Consider the following 22,178-nt stretch of genomic DNA (forward strand, 5'->3'; position numbering starts at 1 on the left):
CCGTCTTAACATTATAGGTTAGCGTCAAGGAACTCTTTCAACTGAGTTTTTGACAATGCACCAACCTTAGTTGCTGCCACGCCGCCATCTTTAAATAGCAGCAATGTCGGGATACCACGGATGCCGAACTTAGGCGGTGTACCTGCGTTCTGGTCAATGTTCAGTTTTCCGATGGTGACTTTACCTTCGTACTCGTCAGCGATTTCGTCCAGAATCGGCGCGATCATTTTACATGGCCCACACCATTCTGCCCAAAAATCAACCAGTACAGGTCCTGCAGCATTTAAAACGTCTGCGTCAAAGCTGTCGTCGGTTAGCTGCAAAATTTTGTCGCTCATCTTCTACTCCAATACATGTTTTTGTTACTGGCTAAATTGCGACCAGTAAATAATGGCACTATTTGACTGGATTCGCTTCCGTATTGCAAGCCTAAGCTGATATTCTATCCGGATGAAAATGACGCATATCACAGAGCAGAAATTTGCCGAGCTCGGCTTGCACGCCGATGTTCTCAAGAGCTTGGAGGCCAAGGGGTTCACCCAATGTACGCCTATCCAAGCAAAGGCATTGCCGGTCCTGCTCACCGGCCAAGACATTGCAGGACAGGCGCAAACGGGGACAGGCAAAACCCTGGCGTTTCTGGCTGCAACGTTTCATCACTTGTTAACCACTGACGCACCAGCGTCACGGAAAACTAACCAACCACGGGCAATCATATTAGCTCCTACGCGCGAATTGGCCATTCAGATCTATAACGATGCGGAACCATTACTCGCGAATACCTCGATTACCGCAGGGCTTGCCTATGGTGGCGAAGGTTATGACAAACAGCAACAGACACTTGAACAAGGCGTTGATATTTTAATCGGCACCTGCGGCCGTATCATCGACTTCTACAAGAAGAAAGTGATTGATTTGCATGGCATTCAGGCGGTGGTGTTGGATGAAGCGGATCGCATGTTCGATTTAGGCTTTATCAAAGATATTCGCTTCTTGTTTAACCGTATGCCTGCGGCTAACAAGCGCTTGAACATGTTGTTTTCTGCCACCTTGTCTTATCGCGTTCAAGAACTGGCCTTCGAGCACATGACCAACCCAGAGCATGTGGTGATCGAGCCAGAACAAAAAACCGGCCATCGCATTAAAGAAGAGCTTTTCCAGCCTTCTAACAACGAAAAAATGCCGTTGCTGCAAACCTTGATCGAAGAAGACTGGCCGGAGCGTGCGATCATTTTTGCTAACACCAAGCATCGCTGCGAGTCAATTTGGGCCCACCTTGCGGCAGACGATCATCGCGTTGGTCTACTGACTGGTGACGTTCCGCAGAAAAAGCGGGTGAAAATCCTCGAGCAATTCACCAAAGGTGAGATTGATTTGTTGGTGGCCACTGATGTCGCCGCGCGCGGCTTGCATATTCCGCAAGTCACCCACGTGTTTAACTACGACTTGCCCGACGATGCCGAAGACTATGTCCACCGCATTGGTCGTACCGGTCGTGCTGGTGCCAGTGGCAGCTCTATCAGCTTTGCCTGTGAAGAATACGCCATCAATTTGCCCGCCATTGAGGAATACATTGAACACAGTATTCCGGTCAGCGAATTTGATCGCAGCGCACTGCTCACGGATTTACCGGCCCCGAAAAAGATAGCCAAACGTCAGGTGAACAGTCGTCGTAATACAGGCAAAAACAACAGCGGCAACAACCGCAACCGTCAACGTCGACGCCCACAAAAGTCGGCATAACATTCGGCAGTTATGAGGTAAGGTCGCGCCATGCGTCGTGATGGAACCACCGCTCACACATCGTCGCTTTATGCGGCGATTGATTTAGGCTCTAACAGCTTTCACATGCTGGTTGTGCGTCAAGTAGCTGGCAGTGTGCAAACACTGGCCAAAATTAAGCGCAAAGTCCGCTTAGCGGCGGGAATGAACGCACAACGTCAGCTCAGTGACGAAGCCATGCAGCGCGGCTGGGAATGCCTCGCGCTTTTCGCTGAACGCTTGCAAGACTTTGAAGCCGATCACATTCGGGTGGTGGCGACAGCCGCATTACGCCGAGCCTCGAACGCTGATGTGTTTCTCGCCAAAGCGAACCAGCTATTAGGCCACAACATCGAGATCATCTCTGGTGAAGAAGAAGCGCGCACCATCTACCAAGGGGTAGCACATACCTCGGGCGGCCCAGGAAAACGCTTGGTGGTGGATATTGGTGGGGCCAGCACCGAGCTGATCATTGGCCAACAATTTGAGCCTGCGCTATTGCAAAGCCTTAACATGGGCTGTGTGACCTTCCTTGAAGACTACTTTGCCGACCGTGTCCTCAATCAAGCGGCGTTCGATGCCGCAATTGCCGGAGCCAAAGCGGAATTAGCGCCTCATATGGCTGCCTATCGCGCCCTCGGATGGGATTGTTGCGTAGGCGCCAGCGGAACAGTGCAAGCCTTGCAAGAAATTATGGTGAMGCAAGGCATGGACGAAGTCATCACGCTGGAAAAACTCCATCGTCTACGCGACCAAGCCATTGCGTGCGGACAAATGGATGCCCTCGACATTGACGGCCTCACGCTTGAACGCGCCTTGGTTTTCCCAAGCGGGTTATCGATACTGATCGCCATTTTTGAATGCTTGGATGTCACCAGCATGACACTGGCTGGCGGCGCACTCCGTGAAGGTCTGGTGTATGAAATGATGACCGCAATGCGCCACAGCGATATACGTGCGCGCACCATCGCCAGTATTCAATCTCGCTATCAGCTCGATGAAGCGCATGGCATGACGGTGGCACAAACGGCGTTGGATTTGCTTCACCAATGTCCGCCTGACTGGGTGCCAGAGCCCCACGCCAGTAGCTTGCTTCATGCCGCAGCCTGTGTGCACGAAATTGGCTTAAGCATTGGCTTTAAACAAGACGGCGACCATGCGGCCTATTTGATCACCCATCTCGACTTACCCGGCTTTACGCGCGCTCAAAAGCAGCTGATTGCCACCTTGCTTCGCTACTATCGTGAGCAACTGGTTCGCATTGATGGCCAACATGCTTTGTCAGCGCAAAGTGCCAATCGCCTCCTGCGTTTGCTGCGTTTGGCGGTGATTTTGTGCCACCGCCGAGACAGCCGCGTACGGCCACTCAGTCGCCTTTGTGCAAACGGTGATGCGCTCACCTTAACCTTAGACACCACGTTGCTGGATACCAGCCCATTGCTGAGTGCCGAGCTGGAGCAGGAAGCCTTGCGTCAATCCAGCCTTGGTCAACCGCTGGTCGTGATCACCCACGCTGATGGCGGTGTCTAAATCGCACTTGCCCATCTCATGAGCACAAAAAAGCCCGCCTAGCGCGGGCTCTTACTTGGTCAATCGTCGCGTGACTACGCAGAAATACCACTGTGGCGCAGCAGCGCATCAGGGCTTGGCTCACGGCCACGGAAGCGAACAAACAACGCCATCGGCGCTTCGCTTCCCCCACGACTGAGGATATGGTTGAGGAAGTCTTCACCGGTTTCGCGATTAAAGATCCCCTCTTCTTCAAAGCGAGAATAGGCATCGCTCGACAGCACTTCAGCCCACTTGTAGCTGYAATAACCTGCGCTGTAGCCACCCGCAAAGATGTRCCCAAACGCATGCGGGAAGCGATTCCACTCCGGCGTGGGCACCACAGAAACCTGCTCACGTACGGCGTTAAGCGTTTCCATGATCCGTGGACCCACCTCGGGGTCAAATTGACTGAACAAGCTAAAGTCGAACAAGCTGAATTCGAGCTGGCGCAACATCGCCATCGCTGAATTGAAGTTTTTCGCCGCCAGCATCTTCTCTAGCATATCGTCCGGCAAGGCTTCTCCGGTTTGATAGTGGCCCGAGATAAAGCTCAGCGCCTCTTGCTCCCAGCACCAGTTCTCCAAAAACTGGCTCGGTAGCTCTACCGCATCCCAAGGCACACCGTTGATCCCCGAGACATCCGCCACTTCGACTTGTGTCAGCATGTGGTGAATGCCGTGACCGAATTCGTGGAACAGGGTTTCAACTTCGTCATGGGTAAACAGCGCAGGATCATCACCGACCGGTGGGTTGAAGTTACAGGTCAAGTACGCCACCGGCGTTTGTAACTCGCCATTTGTTTTACGGCGACGAACGCGACACTCATCCATCCATGCACCGCCACGCTTATTCTCACGTGCGTACAAGTCTAAATAGAAGCTCCCGCGCAGCGTGCCCTGACTGTCGTGAATGTCATAAAAACGCACATCTTTATGCCACGTATCGACACCTTGGCGTTCGGTTACCGTCATGCCAAACACACGCTTCATGACTTCAAACAGGCCACTTAGCACGCGCGATTCTGGGAAGTAAGGCCGTAGCGCTTCATCAGAAATCGCATAGCGCGCCTGCTTGAGTTTTTCGCTGTAGTAAGGGATATCCCAAGGCTCCAGCGTCTCCACCCCAAACTCTTGCTTGGCGTAAGCTTTTACTTCCGCGAACTCTCGCTCGCCTTGTGGACGGGCTTTGCTGACCAGCTCATTCAAAAAGCCCATCACCTGCTCGGGGCTCTCTGCCATTTTGGTCGCCAGCGACAGCTCGCTGTAGTTGTTAAWGCCCAACAAGCGCGCCAGTTCATATTTTAAACGTAGCGACTCATTCATCAGCTCGGTGTTGTCCCACTGGCCAGCTTGCGGTCCACGATCAGAGGCGCGCGTAGAGAAGGCTTCATACATTTCTTGACGTAAGGCTTGGTTATCGCAGTACATCATGACCGGTAAGTACGAAGGAATATCAAGGGTCAGTAAGTAACCTTGCTGAGATTTACTCTCAGCTTGCGCTTTCGCTGCGTTCAGCGCTGATTCGGGCAAGCCCGCTAACTCACTTTTATCACTCACCAGCTTGCTCCACCCCATAGTGGCATCCAGCACATTGTTGCTAAATGAAGAAGAAAGCTCCGACAAGCGTTTTTGAATTTCACCAAAACGGTGTTGTTGATCGGCAGGCAGCGCAATGCCAGACAGCTCGAAATCACGCAGCGCATCGGTGATGGCTTTTTGCTGGGCCGTATCGAGTGATGAAAAGTCCGCGCTATCTTTGATGGCTTTGTAGGCGTGATACAAACCTTTGTGCTGACCGCGCCACGTCGAATATTCCGACAACAGCGGCAGACAGCTTTCGTAGGCTTCACGTAGTGGTTTGCTGTTGACCACGGCGTTCATATGGCTTACTGGCGACCATAAACGGCTGAGGCGATCTTCGACTTCGGCGAGCGGCGCACAAACCGTCTCCCAACTTGGCGACGCTTGCTCAGCTGCCTGCTCGACCGCTTGGCGACAATCGGCAATCGCGGCGTCCACTGCCGGCTTAACATGCTCTGGATTGATCGCTGAAAATGGAGGTAAATCCTCAAATTGAAGTAGCGGGTTGGACATAATGCCTTCCTTTTTGCTGACGAGACGCCCGTGCTTCGCGCGTCTAAACGATAAGTGACCTCATGTATATGCCGTCTGTGAGAACGCTTTTCAATCCCTGCACTCCAACTTATACAGATTGCGACCGTTACAAAATGATTCTGAGACTGCCGCCACACCACAGGTTTGATAAGCTTACATTCACTCAACCTCAATGGTCAGCGCGGCGCCACTTTACAAGCGACCTGAAACGCGACAAGCTGACCACGAAACAAAAGCCAGAAGCACGCTCGTGCGTATAAGATGGAGAAAGACATGGCGAAGCATTTCGACTACATCYGTATCGGTGGCGGCAGCGGCGGTATTGCCTCTGCCAACCGTGCCGCGATGCACGGTGCCAAAGTCGCCCTGATTGAAGCAAAACACCTCGGTGGAACCTGTGTAAACGTGGGCTGTGTGCCCAAAAAAGTGATGTGGCATGGTGCGCAAGTTGCCGAAGCCCTCAATCTTTATGCCCCGGATTATGGGTTTGATGTTGAAGTGAAAGGCTTTGACTGGTCAACCTTGATCAATAACCGCGAAGCCTACATCGGCCGTATCCACAAAGCCTACGAAAACGTGTTGGGTAAAAACAACATTGATGTCATTCACGGCTTTGCGCGCTTTGTCGATAACAAAACCGTCGAGGTAGACGGCGAACACTACACCGCCGATCATATCTTGATTGCGGTTGGTGGCACCCCCACGATTCCGAACATTCCCGGTGCTGAACATGGCATCGACTCAGATGGTTTCTTTGCCCTCACCGAACAACCTAAGCGTGTCGCCGTAGTCGGTGCTGGCTATATTGCGGTTGAAATCGCAGGCGTACTGCATGCGCTAGGGTCCGATACCCACTTGTTTGTGCGCAAAGACCGTCCGCTGCGAAGCTTTGACCCCTTGGTGACTGACACCTTGGTCGAAGTGATGGAAAAAGAAGGCCCGACGCTGCATACCCAGTCGGTGCCTGTCTCTGTCACCAAAGAAAGCGACGGCAGCCTGACCCTTGCGTTCGAGAACGGCACCACGCATAACACAGACACACTGATCTGGGCGATTGGCCGCCATCCAACCACCGACAAGATCAATTTGGCCGCGACCGATGTACAAACCACCGCGAACGGCTACATCAAGGTAGATGCTTACCAAACCACCAGCGTGCCGGGCATATACTGTGTCGGTGACATTATGGATGGTGGCATTGAGCTCACCCCTGTGGCGGTAAAAGCAGGTCGTCTGCTCTCGGAGCGCCTATTCAATGGCCAGAGCGAGGCAAAAATGGACTATGACCTCGTCCCAACCGTGGTATTTAGCCATCCGCCAATCGGCACCATTGGCTTGACCGAGCCCGAAGCGCGCGCCAAATATGGGGATGACAATATCAAGGTCTACACCTCGACGTTTGCGGCAATGTATACGGCCGTCACCCAGCACCGCCAACCTTGTAAAATGAAACTGGTGTGTGCCGGTGACGATGAAAAAGTCGTGGGCCTTCACGGTATCGGCTTCACCGTCGATGAAATGATCCAAGGGTTTGCCGTGGCAATGAAAATGGGAGCGACAAAAGCAGATTTTGACAGTGTGGTCGCGATTCACCCGACCGGTTCAGAAGAGTTTGTTACCATGCGCTAAACCCGGTATCGGTAAGAGCAACGCCGAGCACTGTGCTCGGCGTTTTTATTTACTCCACTGCGCGCAAAAGCGTGCCAAGCCTTCTTTGATATCATCCAACAACACGGACGCGGCATCAGCATTATCCTGTTTTGCTGCCAGCTCCAAGGCTAACGCTTGTTGTTGCAGTTCAATCGCCGCTAGGTTACTGGCACTACCCTTTAGCTTGTGCGCTTCACGTGCCAAGTTAGCAAAATCTGCCGCTGCAATCTGTTGTGCCATGGCTGGAAGCTGCTCCTCAGTCTCTTCGACAAAGATGGTACAGGCTTCATCAAGCAAGGCTTGGCTATCCATCAACCGACTTAAGGCTTCCTCTTTGTMCCACACGCTTGCGTCGTGATCTGTCTTTCCGTGGCTGTCACTCATGCTCAATCCTTTTACTGAAAACGGTGATTCACCTACAAGCGACAAGGGCTTGTTGATTAGCTTGTCATCACCTTGTTTCTAATCGTTACTAAGCTTAAACGCCTGCGTCTAGCACATTGTAGATGTGGCAAAACTCAGGTCCAATCATGCTCGCTTTTCCCCCAATATCAATAATAGAAGTGAGTGCGAATCATGATGGATATGTTGCCTTGGTTAATCGTTTCTGGCCTGATCGTTTCCGTTATCACTGGTCTGTTGACCGTGTTGATGGTTAAAGGCCTCGATTAATCACCGCTGACTCCATGGGTAACCATGGAGTCTGTTCCTTTACCTTCAGGCTAGGCGTTTTTACTGGCTTTCGCCTTTTTCTTCTCTTTTTTGCTTTTTGCCGTCTTTTTGCCTTTTTTACCCTTTTTCAGGGCTTTTTTGGTTAGCTTTTCATCCTTGGCTTTTTTCTTCACCTTTTTCGTCACTGATTCAGACGATGCAGGCAAAGGCGTAGGCCGACACAGATAGCTTTTATCTCTGGCCACACGCGCACATTTGCTGCACGCCACGCAAGGCGGCGAGACAATCGTCGCGAGCAGCTCTAACTCAGCATCCACGTCTCCGCGACGCCACTTACACAGCGACTTAGCCACCTAATGATCCACCGTAAGTGCTGCATTGATATACATATCAAAGCGGTTTTTCTTTGTCGCAATGCTCGAATGAGGGGCTATGCCGGCTAACGGCTCAGCATAATCTGGGCGTTTGACCACCACACGACTGCGTGCCAGTGCCAGTGCGGGATCTAACAGGCTATCCGCATCTGTATCCGCCCCGACTAAGGATTGAAAGACACGCATTTCTTTTTTGACTAGCGCGGCCTTTTTCTTATGCGGATACATGGGGTCAAGATAAACCACATCTGGCCGCTGTAGCCCGGGTGTTTGCGCCATCTCGGTGAGAGCCTGCGCACTGCTTGCATGCAACAAGGTCATGCGTGCGCGCATCCAAGTACCAATTTCTGCATCTTGATAAGCGCGCTGCAGACCATCGTCCAACAGCGCTGCCACCACAGGATGACGTTCAATCAACTGCACCTCACAGCCAAGCGAGGCAAGAACAAACCCATCACGCCCAAGCCCTGCGGTGGCATCAAGGACACGCGGTGTCACGCCTTTATTTAATCCAACCGCTTTCGCGATCGCTTGGCCTTTGCCACCACCAAACTTACGGCGATGGCCGACCGCCCCGTCGACAAAATCAACGTAGACCGCCCCTAATTTAGGCTCATCTTGTTTGCGAAGCTCCAACCGTGTCTCTGTCATCACCAACGCAAACGGTGAATCATTCTCATGAGTGAGTGACCACTTACTTGTTAGCCTTTCAAATTCTTGTTGTTTCTCTGCGACATCACAGATAAGGGTCAGTTGCACGTTGGATCTCCACAGCCAATGATTGGCCGAGTATATCAGAGATGGATTTTTTCCTTCACGCTGTTCTGTGTCTCGGGCCAGCCTCTCACTTGCTGCTCCAGCGGCGCTGGTACACTAAAGTGATAGCCTTGTGCGTAATCGACCCCCAGTAAACGCAATTTCTCTAAAATCTCGCTATTTTCAACAAACTCAGCCACGGTTTTTTTGCCCATTTGCTTGGCAAGATCGTTAATGGCTTTCACCATCGCAAAATCGGTGTCGTCATTGGCAATGTCACGCACAAATTGGCCATCAATTTTCACGATATCGACCGGTAAACGCTTCAAGTAACCAAACGATGAAATGCCCGCACCAAAGTCATCCAGTGCAATAAAGCAGCCCAGCGCTTTAAGACGTGAGAATAAATCCATCGCACTGGTCATGTTACCGATGGCAGCCGTTTCGGTGATCTCTAAGCAGATACGTCGGCTGGGTATCACACTGTCTTTGATAGCTTGTACCAAAAATTGCACAAACTCCTTTTGCGCAATAGAGCGGCCGGATAGGTTAATCGACACCATACCCAGCTTATCAACGTGCTCGGGATGCGCGGCGAACCAGCCTAAGGTTTTCTTTACCACCACCGTATCGAGCTGATGCGCCATGTTGTAGCGCTCTGCGGCAGGAACAAACAGCCCAGGAGAGATCCAGGCTCCTTGCGCATCACGCATCCGAACCAAGACTTCCATATAGAGTTTGCGCTGGGGGGCGCCACTAGTATTCACAATACGCTGGGCATACACTTCAAAGCGATCTGCGGCAATGGCTTCATGAATATGGCTGACATAGGCCATTTCTTGCTCACGACGTTTAAGTTCTTCATCATCCGGATGATAAAGATGAAGTCGGTTTCGCCCCTCATCTTTGGCAGCATAGCAGGCTGTATCAGCTTGAGCATGCACTTGCTGCGGAGAGCCAGCGGTGCGGTCCAGTAAGCGGATACCCAATGAACACTCCAACCGCATCCGGCTGTCATGCCAAAAGAACTCACTTCGTGCCAAGGCAGCCAGCAATGATTTCCCCCAACTCACTGCACGGGTAGCATCGCAGTGATACACCAAAACACCAAACTCATCGCCCCCAAGCCTTGATAGTACCGCGCCAGAAGGTAAGTGATGACTTACAATCAGCGCCACTTGCTTTAAGGCTTCATCCCCGGCTTCATGGCCTGCGGTGTCATTGATGAGTTTAAATTGGTCCATATCGATATAGAACATCGCATGGCACTGATCATCTTCGCGGGCCTGAATTAAGGCATCGGCTAGCTTCTGTTCAAAATAGCTGCGGTTATAGAGACCGGTTAAGTAGTCATGATGCGCTTGGTACACCAGTTGGCTTTCCATCTCTCGATGCGCGGTGATGTCTTCGCCAACCACCAGTATCTGTGCCTGAGTGTGCATGGCACGAACCGTCTCTCGCACCCACAAGATCTGGCCTTTTTTCGAACGATAAGGGATCTCTCGGCGCCAAAGTTGCTCGTCATGGTCTTGGTCTTGTGGGCGGCGCACCATGCGGTGGGGCGGCTCATGCTGCTCGGCATACAATTCAGTGATTTTATGGCCAAGGAGGCTTGATTTGTTATAACCGAAAAGCTCCGCCGCATATTGGTTGATAGATTGGATCCGTGCTTGCTGATCGACGGTCAGTAAGATCACCGGTTGCTGTTCGTAAAGCATCCGGTATTCAATTTCACTGCGTTGCAGTTTCTCCTCGGTGTGCTTACGTTGGGTAATATCGCGCGCTTCAAACAGAATACGGGGTTGGCCTGATTCACCGGGAAAGCTTTTGACCGCCACATCCAAGATCACTTCGCGGTGCGCCTCACTCAAACACAGTTCAAAACGCCGGGGCTGGGTCGTTTCAGTTAACTTTAGGTGCGACTCTAGGCGTGCAGGGTTACGCCATATCGGCCAAAACCAGAGCGGCCTTGCCTGATATTGGCGAGTTACATCAACCAGTTGATTAAAACTGGAATTGCCCGACAGCAGAATCCCGTTACCATCAAGCAAGGCGATAAACTGATTACTCTGGTCGAACACCCCTTTGAGCATGGCGCGGTGACGCATTAATGCCGACTCACTACGACGCAGCTGGCGCACATTGGCCCATAGCATGACAATGATGCTACCCAACACCAACACAGACAAAGACACCGCTTGTACGGTAATTTTATGGGCCTGCCATAACGATTGCGGACGATTAGTGATCACCGCTGAACGTAGATCGCTAATGTCCAGATCCCACCGTTTGACCAAAGGGTAATCAAACATGGTGACATTAGTGCTGTCGCGCTCAGCGGGCAGCTCACCCGCCAGCACTTTCAGTAGCAACTCACCTTGGGTCTTACCCTGTTCAACCCCATCAATCACCACACCGCCAATCACCCCGTGGCCGAGCATAAAGCTCATCGCCCCGTATACAGGAACGGGTGCTTCACCCACAATGGTTTCGAGGTATTCTTGACGGGTCATAAAGCCGCCTTGGTTGTCGCGAAAGTAAGAAAGATAAAAGACGCCTTCACCCTCATGCATCGCTTGGATACGGTCATGCAGTGCCTGAAACGATAAGTCTGATAGGCGAACCACTTCGAGACCCGACAAATCACTGTGCGCCAGCTGCGCTTGCACCACATTCCAGTACTGACGACTTGAAAAGGTGTTATCCAGCAATAGGTAAACACGTTCTAAATCAGGATGGAGACGTTTCATCAACGCCAAATTGCGGGGTAAGTCGACTTCTTCTTTCACCCCAGTCACACGCGGTAGCAGCGGGTAATGCTGGCGGCCAAAGTTATTCAGCCCGGCGTACACCACCGGCGTGTCTCCTACGTAGTCGTGGAGCTCGTGCATCAACCATAGGGCTGCGTTGTCCGTGGTTAAAATGGCATCGAAACGCTGGCTGGCGAGTTTTTGGATGTAGAGTTTTTTCAGCTGTTCACGATAGGCTTCTGATTGGTAACGCTTACTTTCTAAGTAAGTATGCTGAAAGTCGATATCGTGCCCTTGGGTTGCCGTATTTAATCCTTCAACCAACGCTTGGTTCCAAAAGAACCCGGGATGATAGGAGTGCACGACCAAGACTTGTTGTTGAGCTGCACTCACGGCGCAGGTACACATCAGTATTAACACGCCAAAAAGGTATTTGATCCCCACGCCCACTTCCTGTTGGTTTATTGGTATCTTCATAGACAACGCGATACCCTACATTAGATGCTCAATTGACTGTCAAGCAACTGAGACAGCGGAAAACATGGCTTAGCTACAACTACAAGACGACAACAATGAACGATTTACCCAAACTGGATGATCTCGATCGTCGTATTCTGTCCACACTCCTCGACGATGCGCGCGTGCCTTACGCGGAAATGGCCAAGCAGTTTCAAGTGAGCCCCGCGACAGTTCACGTGCGCGTGGAGAAAATGAAAGCAGCTGGCATTATCGAAGGTACCGAAATATTGGTGAACACCAAAAAGCTTGGCTACGACGTGTGCTGCTTTATTGGCATCAACCTCAAAGCCGCGCGGGACTATCACTCTGCGCTCGATAAGCTGAATCAGCTTGATGAGGTCGTTGAGGCTTACTATACCACCGGCGCCTATAACATCTTTGTGAAGTTGATGTGCCGCTCCATTGAAGAGTTACAGTTTGTGCTGATTGACAAGCTACAAGCCATCGATGAAGTCCAATCCACCGAAACGCTGATCTCACTACAGAACCCCATCAACCGCAACGTAATCCCCTARTTTTTGCGTGGTGATACGCTTTATCCCTGTATCTATCATGACGCAACCGCCATACAACCAAAAACGCCCTGACCAAATAGCCAGGGCGTGGTTGATCGCGCGTTCGTTTTAACCCACGGTTTCTTCAGGGCGTGGCGGCAGCGGCGCACCTGCATCTTCAGCAAGCCACTCGGCAACTTGTTTAGCAAAGTAAGTCAAAATGCCGTCTGCACCCGCACGCTTGAAGCACAAGAGTGATTCCATCACTGTCTCGCGCTCTTTTAACCAGCCATTATCGATCGCCGCTTTGTGCATGGCGTACTCACCAGAGACTTGGTAAGCAAAGGTTGGCACTTTGAGTTCACTTTTCACCCGGCGCACCACATCCAAATACGGCATCCCCGGCTTAACCATGACGGTATCTGCACCTTCAGCAATATCCATCGCTACTTCATGCAGCGCTTCGTCACTGTTGGCCGGATCCATTTGGTAATTGGCTTTATTGCCCCCTTTCAGGTTCGCCGCAGAACCTAACGCATCGCGGAACGGGCCATAATAGTTAGAGGCATACTTGGCGGAGTACGCCATGATTTGGGTATTGATGTGGCCGTTTTTCTCTAGTGCGTCTCGAATACGACCGATGCGCCCATCCATCATGTCTGACGGCGCAACAATATCCACACCCGCCTCGGCGTGTGACAAAGCTTGTTTGATCAGCACTTCGGTGGTGGGCTCGTTCATCACATAGCCGTCGTCATCAATGATCCCGTCTTGGCCGTGGATGGTGTAAGGGTCCAACGCCACATCGGTGATCACACCCATTTGTGGCACGTGCTCTTTGAGCAAGCGGACCGCGCGTGGCACCAGCCCTTCGGGGTTAAAGGCTTCAGAGGCACAGGCGGTTTTAAATTCCTTCGGGATCACCGGGAATAGTGCAATCGCCGGCACGCCTAGCTTGGCCAAGTAATCCGCTTCATACAACAGCAGGTCAATCGACATCCGCTCAATACCGGGCATCGACTCCACCGGCTCACGACGATTTTTGCCCATCAAAATGAAAACAGGGTAAATCAAATCGCTCGCGGACAATGAATGTTCCGCCACCATACGGCGGCTAAAGTCAGTTTTGCGTGTACGACGCAGGCGTCGAGCAGGAAAGGCGCCTTGAATGGATACGSYCACKGTATCCTCCTTWATGTTGCAGACCTGGGCTTTGGGGCAGATGACTGCCTCACTGGGTTGTTCACCCCGTCACTGAATCGAAAAACAGCGCAGGGTGTTTTTTGTTGTACAGTCAATAACATGTTCGACAGACTGTTGGCGAAGTCGTGCTACAGTTTGTGCGATATGGGGCAAATATTTAGGCTCATTACGGCTGCTTTTCGGCCGAGGGCGTATATCACGGGGCTGCAAATACGGCGCGTCGGTTTCTATCATCAGCCTATCATCTGGGATCCAGCCAACTTGCTGCTGCAAGGCTTGTCCACGACGCTCATCACACACCCATCCAGTGACGCCGATGTATAACCCAGCGTCCAAACACTCACGCAATGCGCGATCATCGCCGGTAAAGCAATGCAGCACCGCCGCAGGCAGTTTATCGAGCCAAGGGCGTAAAATCGCGAACCAGCGATCGTGCGCATCACGACAGTGCATAAATACAGGCATCGACAGCTCAGCCGCCAGCGCAAGCTGCGCATCAAAGACCGCTTCTTGTTGCGGCCGTGGCGAGAAATCCCGATTAAAATCGAGCCCACACTCACCGATCGCCACTACCTCGGCGCGCTGCGCTAACTGCCGGATAACGAATAAATCCGCGGGGTCGACAGACTTGGCATCATGCGGATGGACGCCAGCGGTGGCATAGGCAAACGCCGGATAATGGGTGGCGAGATCCGCCGCTGCTTGGCTTTCTTCCAGATTAGTGCCGGTCAGCAGCATACCGGTAACGCCCGCTTGCTGCGCGCTCGCAACCACCGCGTCTCTGTCCTTATCAAACCGCGCACTGGTCAGGTTCACGCCAATATCGATCATTCACTGGCCTCTTGTGATTCCGATGATGCACGTGGCACGTAAAAGCGCGATAGCAACACGCCCAATTCGAACAATAAACACATGGGAATCGCGAGCAAGGTTTGCGAAATCATATCCGGTGGCGTCAGCATCATACCGACGACGAACGCGGCGACGATAACGTATGGGCGTTTTTGACGCAGGCTTTGTGCACTGGTCGCGCCGGTCCAAACCAGCAAAATAATGGCGATGGGAATTTCAAACGCGATTCCAAACGCCAAAAACAGTGCCAAGATAAAGTCGAGGTAACTGGCAATATCGGTTGCCACTTGCACCCCCTCGGGCGCTATCGAGGTGAAAAAACCAAACACCAATGGCAGCACCACCCAGTACGCAAACGCGACCCCCGCGTAGAAAAGCAACGAACTCGATACCAATAACGGCAATACCAACCGCTGTTCATGCTTATATAAACCGGGAGCCACAAACGCCCAAATTTGGTACAAAATCACTGGTACGGCCACGAACACCGATATCACTAACGTCAGCTTTATCGGCGTGAAAAACGGTGATGCCACATCCGTGGCGATCATGCTCGCGCCTTCTGGCAGCTTATCAATCAGCGGCTGTGCCACCACGCTGTATATATCGTTAGCAAAATAAACCAAGCCAATAAAGACGACGAGAATCGCAATGATCGCTCGCAACAAGCGGTTGCGCAGCTCCATCAAATGGCTAATTAGCGGTTGGGTATCATTTACGGAGGACATAGTAGCCTTGCTCGTTTATCGCTTATCGGTCGGCGACGGCTCTGAAGACGGTGCCTCAGGGCGCGGTGTCTCTGTCGACGATGCATAAGGGCGTTGGACATCCGCAGCATGCTGACGCAAGGTATCCACCGATTGCTGCAGCTCAGGGTCAAGGTCTTTCATGCCAGCCTGCTCGGCTTTGCGTAAGTTGTCTTGCAGCTCTTTAATTTTAAGCTCTTGCTCGAGCTCGTCTCGGACAGAGCCCGCCATACGCTTCGCTGCCCCCACCCAACGCGACACATTCCGTATCGCGACGGGCAGTCTCTCTGGGCCCAGTACCACTAAGCCAATCACGGCGATCAGCACAAGTTCCCAGAAACCTATATCAAACACGGTTATACCTGCTCTTTATCTTTACGTGCTTGCTCGTTTGTTGACGTCTCAGCCCCAGTATCATCGAGGGTCTTTTGCTGGAAGTCTGCGTCTTTGCCTTTTTGGCTGTCTTCGTCATCGTTCATGGCTTTTTTAAAGCCTTTCACCGCTGAGCCTAAATCGCCGCCCATGTTACGAAGCTTTTTCGTGCCAAATAGCAATACCACAATCACTGCGATAATCAGCAACTGCCAAATACTAATTCCACCCATACTGGTTCCCTTCCACGTGTTGGTTTACATCAATTGAGCGCAGCAGTGTAGCTGCTATTTATTACAGGTTTTATTACAAAGTCGCCAACCCCACAACCAAAAAATCACCGCGCCGCCGGCTGCGACCGAAGGTAAGACCTCTACCTGATTGGCAAACAGTATGGTTGCTGTCAGTAGCAAGGTGGCGCCAATACCGAGCATGTAGGTGGCGCGTGAATGACGTTGCCGTGTTTGCAAATAACCATGATAGTAAGCATCGAGCCGTTGGTTAATTTGTCGCCCTTGACGCAATCCGTCATACACCAGCTCTGGGATCTCGGGTAGCTTCTCAGCCCAAAATGGCGCTTTCTCTTTGACCGCCGCCCACACCGCTTGTGGCCCTACTTGCTGTTTCATCCACGACTCTAAAAACGGCTTAGCCGTGGTCCAGAGATCCAACTGCGGGTAGAGCTGACGCCCCAGTCCTTCAATGTAGAGCAAGGTTTTTTGTAACAGTACCAGCTGTGGCTGCACTTCCATATTAAAACGTCGCGCGGTGTTAAATAGGTTCAATAAAACGTTACCGAACGAGATTTCGCACAGCGGTTTTTCGAAAATGGGCTCACACACGGTGCGGATGGCAAATTCAAAATCATCCACATTAGTGTCATGCGGCACCCAGCCAGAATCGACGTGCAACTCAGCGACTTTGCGATAATCACGGTTAAAGAACGCGATAAAGTTTTCTGCTAAATAGCGTTTATCGTCGCGATTTAAGGTACCGACAATCCCGCAATCGAGCCCAATCCACTGCGGGTCATGCGGGTGTTCGTAGGAAACAAACACGTTGCCCGGGTGCATGTCCGCATGGAAAAAGCTGTCTCGGAATACTTGGGTAAAGAAGACCTCAACCCCACGCTCGGCCAGCAATTTCATGTCAGTGCCATTGGCCTCCAGCGCCTCGATATCCGACACTTGAATGCCATAGATACGCTCAGACACCATTACGTCTTTGCGGCWGTAGTCACTGAATACTTCGGGCACATACAGCGCGGGGTCGTTTTCAAAGTTGCGGCGCAGCTGAATGGTGTTGGCCGCTTCGCGCATTAAGTCCAGTTCATCAAGCAAGGTTTTTTCATACTCGCGGATCACTTCGACCGGTTTTAACCGGCGGGCATCGGGCAGAAAACGCGCCACCAGCCGTGCCACGCGATACATCAAGCGCAAGTCAGCTTGAATAACCGGCAAGATATCGGGACGGATCACCTTCAGCACCACTTCACGCCCATTCGATTTTAAGGTGGCAGTATGCACTTGCGCGATCGACGCGGAGGCGAGCGGGTTAGGATCAAAGTCGCTGAACCAAGTCTCTAATGGCCCACCCAGCGAGGCTTCGATTTGCGCCTTAGCTTTGTGGCCATCAAACGGCGCGACTTTATCTTGTAGCTGAGCCAACTCGTTGGCGATATCGGCGGGAAAAAGATCACGGCGCGTCGACATCATCTGGCCAAGCTTCACCCACACCGGGCCCAAGCTTTGCAGCGCCAAACGCAGTCGCTCACCCACCGGCTTATCGGGGTGCTGGTTTTTCAACCAAAATAAAGACTGCCGCCCCAAGTGTGCTAAGCGGGTAATTGGCTGCTTAGGCAACAAGGCGTCTAACCCATAAAGCAGCAGGGTGCGAATAATAAAATATAAACGACGAATTTCACTGAGCGTCATTAGGACTCCATCCGTTCAGCCAACTGCTTAAAACGTGCCTCAAGTCTGGCAACATCACTGCGGATCTCATCGACCTGATCCGAAAAATAGGCCACTTCCAATGGCCCCGGAGCCACGCACCATTCTTCGGTTAATACCTCGCCAAGGTAGCGTTGCTGACGCGAGGCGAGTTGGTTCGCTTGCTGCCAGCGCTTTTGGGCGTGACTCACCACAGTATGTGCCATCACATCCCCCATATAGGGCGAGAGCCACTCGGCAATATCAAACTGCAATCCGCTGAGCAGTTGCGAGAATTGCTGTGCGACATCGATATCGCCATCAAGGGTCAGCTGATCGGCTTTGATCAGCGCGGTAATATTGGCCTTTTGTTGCAGTTTAGGCAGCGCGGCAAGCGAGAGAGAGAGTGCACAGTCAGGCTGTGCTTCGTAGTGGCTGAGCACATCCACACGTTGGCTGAACGCGAAGACAAATTGCTTATTCCACTCTTGCAAAGAAACGCGAATCGTACGGCCTTTGAGGCGCGCCAAACGGCGCTGGCTATCAGCATCGCGTGTGATCACGCCATTTAATGCTGTCTCCAAGGCGGCACACACGAGAGAATCAAAGGCCATACTGGCTCCTTAGAATTTAAATCCGCGGTGCAGGGCGACAATGCCACCGGTCAGGTTGTGGTAGCTGGTTTGTTCAAACCCGGCTTGTTCCATCATTCCTTTTAATGTTTCTTGATCAGGGTGCATGCGAATCGACTCGGCCAAGTAGCGGTAGCTATCTGGATCGTTGACAATAAGCTGGCCCATTTTCGGCAAGACATGGAATGAGTAGGCGTCATACACTTTGGAAAGCGGCGCAACGACTGGTTTAGAGAATTCCAATACCAACAGACGTCCCCCCGGTTTGAGCACACGGAACATCGAACGCAAGGCCGCATCTTTATCGGTGACATTACGCAGGCCAAACGCGATGGTGATGCAATCAAAGTGATCATCGGGAAATGGCAACGCTTCTGCGTTCGCTTGTACGTAACTGACATTGCCCACAATGCCTTTATCACGCAGTTTGTCACGGCCCACTTTCAACATGGAGTTATTGATATCGGCGAGTACCACTTCACCGCTCTCGCCGACCAGACGCGAGAATTTGGCGGTCAGATCGCCCGTTCCGCCGGCTAAGTCGAGGACTTTCTGCCCTGCGCGCACGCCACTGCAGTCAATGGTAAAACGCTTCCATATCCGATGGATGCCCATCGACATGACGTCGTTCATCAGATCATATTTTGCGGCCACCGAGTGAAATACATTGGCTACCATGCTTTCTTTTTCTTGGCGTTTAACTTGCTGAAAGCCAAAGTCGATGGTCTCTTGGTCCTGATGCGTTTGTTTATCTGTCATGTTAATCCCCTAACGTGTTGGACCTAGTTTACTTTATCGCCCATCCGGACTCCAAGCGCGGGACCAAGTTTCTTCTATTTGTTCACAGACGAGATGTCAGACACCGGATCGTCTTCGTCTGCGCCTTGGGGAGAAAAAGAAGTTAATGCCGCATTCGCAAGTGCTGGACTGATATCGCGCTTTACCTCGACGCCAAGGGCTTTAAAGCCCTCGGCTTGGCGAAGAATATTGCCTCGACCTTGGCTGAGCTTATTCATCGCGCCATGATAACTGTCGTTCGCTTTACCCAATGCGCTCCCCAACCCTTCCATGTCGCTGACAAATAAACGCACCTTGTCGTAGAGCTTACTGGCTTTCTCTGCAATCTGTTTGGCGTTCTGGTTTTGGTATTCGTAGCGCCAAAGGTTATTGATGGTACGTAACGCCACCAGCAAGGTGGTGGGGCTGACTAACATAATATTGTTATCCATCGCCTCACGAATCAGACTCGGATCGGCTTCAATGGCAATTTGGAAGGCAGGCTCCACAGGGATAAACATCAACACATAATCCAGCGTCTTCACGCCATGCAATTGGTGATAGTCTTTGCGTCCAAGGCCACGGATGTGGGCACGGATCGCTTGCACATGCTCTTTCAAAGCCGCATCTTGCTCAACAATGGACTCCGCATTGTAATAACGCTCGTAGGCCACCAATGCCATCTTGGCATCTATCACCACATCTTTGTCTTGCGGCAGTTTGACAATCACGTCTGGTTGATAGCGTTTGCCTTGCTCATTCTCAAGGTTCACTTGAGTATGGTATTCGTGTCCTTCACGCAAGCCAGATTCTTCTAACACACGCGCCAATACCACTTCGCCCCAGTTGCCTTGCTGTTTGTTATCCCCTTTAAGGGCTTGGGTCAGGTTATGGGCTTCGCGGGTCATATCTGCGTTTAATTGCTGCAGATTTTTGATTTCATGAATCAGGGTATGACGCTCTTTGGCTTGTTCGCCAAAACTGTCAGTCACTTGCTTTTTAAACCCTTCCAGTTGCGATTTCAGCGGCCCGAGTAAAGTCTCGAGACTCATTTTGTTTTGCTCATCGACGGAGTGGACTTTTTGTTCAAACACTTGATTGGCAAGCTGCTCAAATTGGGCGCGTAAGCGTTCTTCTGCATTTTCGAGCAACGCTTGTTTTTCTTGTGCAGCGTGTAATTGTTGTTCTGCGCTCGCTTTCACTTCACGAAGCTCAGCCAGTAATTCGGCCTTTTCATCCCGCAAGCTATCAAGTTTTTGCTCCAAACTTTGGTTATGTTGCCGCAGCTGCTCCAACTGTCGCAATTTTTCAGCTGCCGACGTGAGCTTGCCGTAATAGTGGCGTAGCTCTTGGCTTAAGCGGTCGCGCTCAACATCTAGGTTATCCAGCTCTTGCTGTTGATGTGCCTGTTGTTGTTGCCAGTGTTCGCGTTGTGCCTCAAAGGCTATTTGCTGCTGATCTTGCTGCGCCTGATACCAATGTTGGTATTGCGCGAGCACGCGTCGATGCACCGCATAACCGAGCACACAGGTACCGCCCGCCCCGAGTAAAAACGCAATAAAATGCAATGAGGTTAACGACAAGCCATCCAGCATAGCGAGGTCTCTATTTTACAGTCAGTTATGTCAGCAAAGGCTAATCGCACACTGGATAAATGTCCAGTCTATCTCAGAGACATGGGATCCCGTAGACTGCCTAAAAACACTGGCATAATCGCAAGGACGCAGCATGCATGATGAGCGCAAGGCGCTGATATTCGCCCTATCAGCCGTCTTACTTTGGTCGACCGTCGCCACCGCATTTAAGATAACGCTACGCTATATGTCGCCCATACAGATGCTGGCCGCCGCCAGTGTCGTCTCTGTGGTGATCCTACTCGCCATTGCTACGCTCCAAGGCAAATTGGGCGCCATCTGGCCAACCTTTCGCGCGCGACCGGGTTACTACCTTGTATTAGGACTCGTCAATCCACTGATTTATTACTTAGTCCTATTTAAGGCGTACGATCTATTACCTGCCTCATTAGCGCAGCCTTTAAATTACAGCTGGGCCATTACCTTAACGTTGATGGCAGCGCTTTTCTTAGGGCAGACGATTCGTCGTCAAGATTGGATTGCTGCGGCATTGGGGTATTTCGGCGTGGTAATTATTGCCACCAAGGGACAACTATTTTCGCTGCAATTTGATAGCCCATTGGGGATTGGGTTGGCATTATTATCGACACTACTATGGGCAGGCTACTGGATATTAAATACTAAAAACGCTGCCGATCCAGTGGTCGGGATATTATTAAGCTTTGTCCTTTCGCTACCCATTTCTCTTACTTTGGCGGGGCTAACCGCATCGTGGCAAGGCATTCCATGGCAAGGGTGGCTCGCCGTGAGTTACGTCGGTCTGTTTGAAATGGGCGTGACATTTATGCTGTGGCTGAGCGCGATGAAATATACTCAGAATACCTCTCGGATCAGTAATCTGATATTTATATCACCGTTTATTTCACTGCTATTACTCGCCACCATTATTGGTGAGACCATTCATCTAAGCACTTTAATTGGTTTGATGTGTATTGTGGTGGGATTATTAATTCAACAGCGCACAGGCAAGCGTGACAAACCGTCCGCTGCCAGTGCGTCGTCATAGTCATTCATGTAAAGCTCAGTGGCGTCACCTTATGGGCGCCACAATCACACAGTGTGGACTAGGGGTTAGCCAACTTTACGCTGTGTCATGTACTGATAGAGCTCGTCAGCAGAGAGACCATCTTGCAGTAAGCCTTGGGTGATTTCTTCAATGCGCTCAGAACGGCGCTCTTCAATCACAGAATTAAATTGGTAAACCAGTTCACGCAAGTATTTCAGTGGCACTTGACGTGCAGCACTGCGTACACGCTCTTCACTTTGGCTACCTAATTCTTGCAGTAATTTGCCAAACATGATTTTTTCTGGCGATTCCTCAAGTTGTTCGAGGACGCGCGCCATTTCGATTGTCGATAATGACATAGTGTGTAACTGACCTTTGAGATAA

Annotated in this window: 21 protein-coding genes; 5 read left to right on the forward strand and 16 right to left on the reverse strand. The window is 51.5% G+C overall.

Annotated features, from left to right (window positions below; all coding sequences use genetic code 11):
* Window positions 1-11: 11 nt before the first annotated feature.
* The gene (gene trxA / locus BZG83_RS04765) at window positions 12-338 is read right to left on the reverse strand and encodes a thioredoxin TrxA (protein ID WP_069590219.1); all 327 of its coding nucleotides are present in this window, start codon (window positions 336-338) and stop codon (window positions 12-14) included.
* Window positions 339-450: 112 nt separating this feature from the next.
* Here trxA and rhlB point away from each other — a divergent pair, with 112 nt between their 5' ends.
* Both rhlB and gppA read left to right on the forward strand, forming a co-directional pair.
* Entirely contained in the window at window positions 451-1,743 is a 1,293-nt protein-coding gene (gene rhlB / locus BZG83_RS04770; RefSeq protein ID WP_077456815.1) for an ATP-dependent RNA helicase RhlB, read from the forward strand.
* A gap of 30 nt (window positions 1,744-1,773) precedes the next feature.
* Entirely contained in the window at window positions 1,774-3,291 is a 1,518-nt protein-coding gene (gene gppA / locus BZG83_RS04775) for a guanosine-5'-triphosphate,3'-diphosphate diphosphatase (RefSeq protein ID WP_077479562.1), read from the forward strand.
* A gap of 74 nt (window positions 3,292-3,365) precedes the next feature.
* Here gppA and prlC read toward each other — a convergent pair whose 3' ends face one another.
* Window positions 3,366-5,405 carry an oligopeptidase A gene (prlC, locus tag BZG83_RS04780; RefSeq protein ID WP_077479563.1) on the reverse strand — a complete coding sequence of 680 codons (2,040 nt, stop codon included), beginning with the start codon at window positions 5,403-5,405 and terminating at the stop codon, window positions 3,366-3,368.
* A gap of 294 nt (window positions 5,406-5,699) precedes the next feature.
* Between prlC and gorA the strand changes: the two genes are divergently transcribed.
* Entirely contained in the window at window positions 5,700-7,055 is a 1,356-nt protein-coding gene (gorA, locus tag BZG83_RS04785) for a glutathione-disulfide reductase (RefSeq protein WP_077479564.1), read from the forward strand.
* Window positions 7,056-7,100: 45 nt separating this feature from the next.
* Here gorA and BZG83_RS04790 read toward each other — a convergent pair whose 3' ends face one another.
* The 4 genes from BZG83_RS04790 to BZG83_RS04805 all read right to left on the reverse strand — a co-directional run bounded on the left by BZG83_RS04790 (window position 7,101) and on the right by BZG83_RS04805 (window position 12,105).
* Window positions 7,101-7,460 (reverse strand): Hpt domain-containing protein, encoded by a 360-nt coding sequence (locus tag BZG83_RS04790; protein ID WP_077479565.1) that lies wholly within the window; start codon window positions 7,458-7,460, stop codon window positions 7,101-7,103.
* A 338-nt stretch (window positions 7,461-7,798) separates the two neighbouring features.
* Window positions 7,799-8,101, reverse strand: a complete 303-nt coding sequence (locus BZG83_RS04795; RefSeq protein ID WP_077479566.1) for a hypothetical protein — start codon at window positions 8,099-8,101, stop codon at window positions 7,799-7,801.
* Window positions 8,102-8,881, reverse strand: a complete 780-nt coding sequence (locus BZG83_RS04800) for a class I SAM-dependent methyltransferase (RefSeq protein WP_077479567.1) — start codon at window positions 8,879-8,881, stop codon at window positions 8,102-8,104.
* A gap of 35 nt (window positions 8,882-8,916) precedes the next feature.
* Window positions 8,917-12,105, reverse strand: a complete 3,189-nt coding sequence (locus BZG83_RS04805) for an ABC transporter substrate binding protein (protein ID WP_241825747.1) — start codon at window positions 12,103-12,105, stop codon at window positions 8,917-8,919.
* 95 nt (window positions 12,106-12,200) lie between these two features.
* Here BZG83_RS04805 and asnC point away from each other — a divergent pair, with 95 nt between their 5' ends.
* Window positions 12,201-12,662: a transcriptional regulator AsnC gene (gene asnC, locus BZG83_RS04810; RefSeq protein WP_069588218.1), complete on the forward strand. Its 462-nt coding sequence runs from the start codon at window positions 12,201-12,203 to the stop codon at window positions 12,660-12,662.
* Between the two features lie 108 nt (window positions 12,663-12,770).
* Here the strand turns inward: asnC and hemB are convergent, their stop codons facing one another.
* The 9 genes from hemB to rmuC form a co-directional block, all read right to left on the reverse strand.
* Entirely contained in the window at window positions 12,771-13,823 is a 1,053-nt protein-coding gene (gene hemB, locus BZG83_RS04815; protein ID WP_077479568.1) for a porphobilinogen synthase, read from the reverse strand.
* 69 nt (window positions 13,824-13,892) lie between these two features.
* Window positions 13,893-14,675 carry a TatD family hydrolase gene (locus BZG83_RS04820; protein ID WP_077479569.1) on the reverse strand — a complete coding sequence of 261 codons (783 nt, stop codon included), beginning with the start codon at window positions 14,673-14,675 and terminating at the stop codon, window positions 13,893-13,895.
* Entirely contained in the window at window positions 14,672-15,424 is a 753-nt protein-coding gene (gene tatC / locus BZG83_RS04825) for a twin-arginine translocase subunit TatC (protein WP_069588224.1), read from the reverse strand. Before tatC ends, BZG83_RS04820 begins: the two co-directional genes overlap by 4 nt.
* 15 nt (window positions 15,425-15,439) lie before the next feature.
* Entirely contained in the window at window positions 15,440-15,796 is a 357-nt protein-coding gene (tatB, locus tag BZG83_RS04830) for a Sec-independent protein translocase protein TatB (RefSeq protein WP_069588226.1), read from the reverse strand.
* A 2-nt stretch (window positions 15,797-15,798) separates the two neighbouring features.
* Window positions 15,799-16,047, reverse strand: a complete 249-nt coding sequence (gene tatA, locus BZG83_RS04835; protein ID WP_069588228.1) for a Sec-independent protein translocase subunit TatA — start codon at window positions 16,045-16,047, stop codon at window positions 15,799-15,801.
* 54 nt (window positions 16,048-16,101) lie between these two features.
* Window positions 16,102-17,748 (reverse strand): ubiquinone biosynthesis regulatory protein kinase UbiB, encoded by a 1,647-nt coding sequence (gene ubiB, locus BZG83_RS04840; RefSeq protein ID WP_077479570.1) that lies wholly within the window; start codon window positions 17,746-17,748, stop codon window positions 16,102-16,104.
* Window positions 17,748-18,359 (reverse strand): ubiquinone biosynthesis accessory factor UbiJ, encoded by a 612-nt coding sequence (locus tag BZG83_RS04845; RefSeq protein WP_077479571.1) that lies wholly within the window; start codon window positions 18,357-18,359, stop codon window positions 17,748-17,750. Before BZG83_RS04845 ends, ubiB begins: the two co-directional genes overlap by 1 nt.
* A gap of 9 nt (window positions 18,360-18,368) precedes the next feature.
* On the reverse strand, window positions 18,369-19,136 hold the full coding sequence (ubiE, locus tag BZG83_RS04850) for a bifunctional demethylmenaquinone methyltransferase/2-methoxy-6-polyprenyl-1,4-benzoquinol methylase UbiE (protein ID WP_069588234.1): 768 nt from the start codon (window positions 19,134-19,136) through the stop codon (window positions 18,369-18,371).
* A gap of 74 nt (window positions 19,137-19,210) precedes the next feature.
* Window positions 19,211-20,749 (reverse strand): DNA recombination protein RmuC, encoded by a 1,539-nt coding sequence (rmuC, locus tag BZG83_RS04855; RefSeq protein ID WP_077479572.1) that lies wholly within the window; start codon window positions 20,747-20,749, stop codon window positions 19,211-19,213.
* Between the two features lie 133 nt (window positions 20,750-20,882).
* Between rmuC and BZG83_RS04860 the strand changes: the two genes are divergently transcribed.
* Complete coding sequence (locus BZG83_RS04860; protein WP_077479573.1) at window positions 20,883-21,794, forward strand: DMT family transporter; 912 nt, start codon at window positions 20,883-20,885, stop codon at window positions 21,792-21,794.
* Window positions 21,795-21,859: 65 nt separating this feature from the next.
* Here the strand turns inward: BZG83_RS04860 and tsrA are convergent, their stop codons facing one another.
* Window positions 21,860-22,153 (reverse strand): H-NS-like global regulator TsrA, encoded by a 294-nt coding sequence (gene tsrA / locus BZG83_RS04865; protein ID WP_069588237.1) that lies wholly within the window; start codon window positions 22,151-22,153, stop codon window positions 21,860-21,862.
* Between the last annotated feature and the right edge of the window lie 25 nt (window positions 22,154-22,178).

It is taken from the genome of Salinivibrio sp. PR919 (genome assembly GCF_001995355.1).
Taxonomy (GTDB): domain Bacteria; phylum Pseudomonadota; class Gammaproteobacteria; order Enterobacterales; family Vibrionaceae; genus Salinivibrio; species Salinivibrio proteolyticus.